This is a genomic window from Piscibacillus sp. B03, from assembly GCF_052246295.1.
Classification (GTDB): Bacteria; Bacillota; Bacilli; order Bacillales; family Alkalibacillaceae; genus Piscibacillus.
The window spans coordinates 1-4632 of sequence record NZ_JBQQCO010000053.1; the positions used below are offsets into that span (position 1 = coordinate 1).

Below are 4632 nucleotides of genomic sequence, written 5' to 3' on the forward strand. Positions count from 1 at the left end.
AGGTGTATCGTGATTCTATAACGCTTTACAAGTTATTGAGTCAATCCAAAACGGATATTCAAAAATGGTGTGCTGAAATGTGGGCTCAACTTTGGAATGTCTATGACTTCAATAAAGACGTTGTCGTGTCAAATGAGCTTGATTTCAGTTGGCCAACAGATGATGTGAGCGAATACTTTAAAAAGAAAATATATCATAACGCTGGTGTTCTCAATGATCACCAGCCATTATTTTTTAAAGGCAAGTACACGCATAAAAAACCATTTCATGATTCATTTAATCACGTTGATACAACCAAAGCATCCATTAAATATGTTGAAGCGATACAGGAGGTGGCGAACATGGCCAAAGCAAAATATGAAGTGATCGAAAGCTTTCGAGATTTAGAAGAAGATAAAGAATACTTCAAGGGTGATCGTTTCCCGAAACCTGCCAATAAGAAGGTAAGTCAAGAACGATTAGATGAATTATCTTCTTCTCATAACAAAGCAGGACGACCATTAATTAAGAAAGTCGAAGAGCAGGGATAAGCCTGCTCTTATTTTATTTCTAAGGAGGATTTATTATGGCAAATTTAAAACGACACATGATTGAATTAGTAACGGACGTTAAAGAAGGTGAAATCGTTACAAAAAAATACGTAACCCCAATGTTTATCCCTTTGTCAGTCGTATATGAAGCCATTGACATCATGGCTGAAATGAAAGATGTGAAAGTGGATAACGAAAAAGATATGATTGATAAATTATTAGCGTTTGTGGCTGATAAAGCTTATGGTGGACAATTCACAAAAGAAGAGCTTATGAAGGGGCTTCATGCTCCAGAAGCCATGCGTATTTTACAGGACCAAGTCTTATTTATAGCTCGAGGTGATCAAAATGCTGAAACAAAAAAGTACCTGGAGAAAACCAGTTAGTTGATGACGACTTTACCCCAGAAAAACAAAAACAATATTTAGACGACATGGTATTGAAGATGATGAAACAAGGTAAAGACATCAATGACATTCTGAATATGCCGTTCAACTTCGTGTTTGAATTATTATCTGAACAGCATAGACCAAAAGAAGAAACATCATTAATTGCTGCCTTTGGCGGTTAATTTTTATCCCTCGAGAAGGGAGGGTGGATATTGGCAGAGAGAATTGAAGGTTTAAATATAGGGCTTGATTTAGACACCCTAACGCTTGATAGAGGGTTAACAGGTGTCAAAGATCGACTTAAAACAGTTAACTCTGAAATGCGTAAAAATATGAGTGCGTTTGACCGAGGCGATCGCTCCATCAATAAATATGAAACGCGTCTTCAAGGACTCAATAAAAAGTTAGAAGTTCAGAAAAAAGTAACAGAAGAAACGTACAAAGAATATCAAAAAATGGTAGACGAGCATGGGGAAGGGTCCAAAGAAGCGGAAAAAGCGGAGCGAGCTTATAACAATCAAGCTGCCGCCTTAAATAATTTGGAACGTTATGTTCAGAACACAACCGAAGAACTTGAAGAGATGAGGCGAGAACAAGCGTTTCAAGAATCTGGTTGGGGTCGTTTAACGACGAATTTAGACCAGTTTTCAGACAAAATGAATAACATGGGCGATACCCTTACCGGTTTTGGCCAAACCATGAGTATGCGTGTGACAGCTCCTATTGTTGCAGCTGGGGGATTAGCGCTTGGGGCAGCCGATAAAGTGGAACAGGCTTACCGTGATATTCGTGTGGGGACAGGTGCCACAGGCGAAGCTTTAGACGAATTAGAAAAGTCATTTGATAACGTCTTTACAAGTGTTCCAGATGGGGCTGAACAAGTCGCAGGCGCTCTTGCGAACTTGAATACATTCACTGGAGCAACAGGAAGTGTCTTAGAAGGCTTAACAAAACGTGTTTTAGATGTCTCTCGTTTACTAAAAGAAGATGCCACGCAAAATGCCCAATCGTTTGGCGAAGCGTTAAAGCAATGGCAACTACCAGCTGAACAAGGGGCCGATGTATTAGATTACATGTATAAGTTAACCCAAGACTATGGTATTGGGTTAGGTGAATTAAATAGTCAGTTAACCAACTATGGATCTGTGTTAAATAACGCTGGATTTGAGATGGATGAGGCAGCTCATTTCATGGCGAGTCTCGAATCGAATGGGATTGCGGTTAGTCGTATTATGCCTGGATTGAATAAAGCCTTTAGAAATTGGGCTGACGAAGGTAAAAACAGTCGTGAAGAATTAGAGAATGTTGTTGAAACCATCGCGGAAACCGAGGATAAACAAAAAGCGTTATCGTTAGCAACTGAAGCGTTTGGAGCGGAAGGTGCGCAACGTTTGATGACCGCGATTCGAAATCGGGCCATTCCAGCTTTTGATGAATTAGGTGAAGGGGCAGAGGATGCAAAAGGATCTATCGAAGAGACGGCCGATGAAACGAAAACAATTGGCGAAGAATTTGCCGAATTAAAGAATACAACAATGACCTCACTTCGTCCCGTTGGTGATATTCTCTTAAATTTAGCTCGAGATCATTTACCACCTTTAGTGGATGGAGTGACGGATTTAGCTGAATGGTTTGATTCTTTAGACACCTCCACTCAAAAAACCATCTTATCAACAGCAGGATTTACAGCTGCATTAGGTCCAGCTAGTTTGATGCTAGGTACGACTTTTAAAGCGGTAGGCTCCTTAACAGGTGGATTGGCTCGGGTCACTGAATTACTTGGTAAAGCAAGAGGAGCCGGCTTAGTTGCTCGTTTAGGTATGTTAGGTCCGGCAGGTGTGGCCGGGTTAGCCGTTGGTGGTATCACGTTATTAGGAACCGCTATTTACGGATTGAGTCAGAAGACCAAGGACTATAACGAGGTTAACCATGAAAAAATCGAGAAAATGACGGAAGAGGCAACAGCAACCAATGAGTTGTTGAGAGAGTTTGAAAGTCTGCAAGAGCAAAACCGACTAACCTCTGATGAAATGCTCGAATACATGGATATTTTGGATGAACTTAAAGAAACCGAAAGTCCTGAAAAGATTAAAGAGCTATCTCAACGCCAGGAAGAGCTTGAAAAGAAATCAGGTCTTTCGAAAGATGAAATGAAACGTTTCTTAGACGTGAATGAAGATGTCGTTGAGATGGCTCCTGAATCCGCAAAAGCGATCAGCGAACAAGGTAATGTATACGCAGAAAACGCTGAAAAGGTAAGAGAATATACGCAAGCCCAATTAGAAAATGAAATCATTCAAACCCGTAGCGAGGTCTTTGATGCCTTAGAAAATCAAAATCGAATGATAGAGGACAGAAATGATCTTGAAACAGAGAATAAACGCATAAAGGAAGAAATAGAAGGCCTACAAGATAAAGAAGTTGAAAGGTATCGCGTTTTTAATGAAGAGGAAGCAAAATTACAAGACATCAAACAAGAGATTCTCGATTTAGAACGAGACGGTGTTGAAGTAGGTAGTGAAAAATGGCTCAAGTTACAAGAACAAAAACTAGAACAAAAGAAAATACGAGACTATGCTGCAGGAGAACTATCTGACATTACCAATCAGATTGCTGCTAAAGAAGAAAAACTAGGTAAAAATGTAGAAGAAATTGAGTATTTAGAAGAACAAATCACATTAAATGAGCAAACGTTTGATAATTATCAACAGTTAATCTTAGCTCAAGAAGGCCTCAATACTCAACAAGGTTTTGGGATTGCCCAAATTAACAAGAAAATCGAAAAGCTCAAAGAAGAGAAAGATGAGCTAGATAGATTACTAGGAACGGGTCAAATCACTACCGAGGAGTATGAAAGACAAGTTGGCGAAATTGATGAACAAATTACGGGTTTAAAAGAGTCCAGAGGGTTATTAGATCAAGTCAATGAACGAGCAGCACTCACAGGTTTTGATAAACAAATCTATACAACGGTAGACCCGTCAATTGATTATATTAATGAGAGATTGCAAGATCCTATCACGAAAAAACTAAAACTGGATGTATTTGACCCAGGTTATTTAAATTGGAAAAACTTTGGCCAGTTATCTTATGCAGAAGGAACTAGCTTTCACCCTGGTGGCCGAGCTTTAGTTGGTGAAGAAGGATGGGAATTAGCTCGTTATAAGAATAACTGGGCAGTATTACCTTTCGGTGTGTTTGATCTACCGAGAGGAACCCAGGTTTTTACACATGATGAATCTAAACAATTAATGAATGCCTTGCCTGCTTATGCTGACGGAGTCCGACCACCGAGTGAGTTTATGAAACTATTGGCTCTCCTCGGAAAGGAAAGACATCAACCTGCTGATAGTTACGGTTCTAGTCACTCTACGGGGCGTGAATCCCCAACAAACATTACCCAACATATTACCATCCAGAGTCCGGAGCCAGTATCACCAGCTGAAGCTGCAAGGTTACAAAAGAAAGCCAGTCGAGAATTAGCTATGGAATTGAGGTGGTAGATATTGAGGCGTTTAACATTTGAAAATGCTAGAGGTGAAGACATCGTTTTTTATCTATCACCTTTAGTGATTGAAGAATTAATTGGAATCGGTGAAGTAGGGGCAGAATTACAAGGCCAAGCAGTCCCTTATCAAGATGGAGAACTATACGCTGATACCAAACTACTTCCTAGATATATCGATTTACAAGGGTCGATTACGAAAACCGAT

The 4632-nt window shown here is 39.9% G+C and carries 4 protein-coding genes and 1 pseudogene; all 5 read left to right on the forward strand.

Translation table 11 applies throughout. From position 1 onward, the window contains the following. Positions 1 to 341 precede the first annotated feature (341 nt). On the forward strand, positions 342 to 530 hold the full coding sequence (locus ACTWQB_RS16685; protein WP_443140295.1) for a hypothetical protein: 189 nt from the start codon (positions 342 to 344) through the stop codon (positions 528 to 530). A 35-nt stretch (positions 531 to 565) separates the two neighbouring features. Further along, the gene (gene gpG, locus ACTWQB_RS16690; RefSeq protein WP_443140292.1) at positions 566 to 916 is read left to right on the forward strand and encodes a phage tail assembly chaperone G; all 351 of its coding nucleotides are present in this window, start codon (positions 566 to 568) and stop codon (positions 914 to 916) included. A gap of 47 nt (positions 917 to 963) precedes the next feature. After that, a complete protein-coding gene (gpGT, locus tag ACTWQB_RS16695; protein ID WP_443140293.1) occupies positions 964 to 1101 on the forward strand; it encodes a phage tail assembly chaperone GT in 138 nt (45 codons plus the stop codon). A 30-nt stretch (positions 1102 to 1131) separates the two neighbouring features. Further along, entirely contained in the window at positions 1132 to 4422 is a 3291-nt protein-coding gene (locus ACTWQB_RS16700) for a phage tail tape measure protein (RefSeq protein WP_443140294.1), read from the forward strand. A 3-nt stretch (positions 4423 to 4425) separates the two neighbouring features. After that, a pseudogene (locus ACTWQB_RS16705) lies at positions 4426 to 4632 on the forward strand (phage tail family protein); the annotation flags it as partial.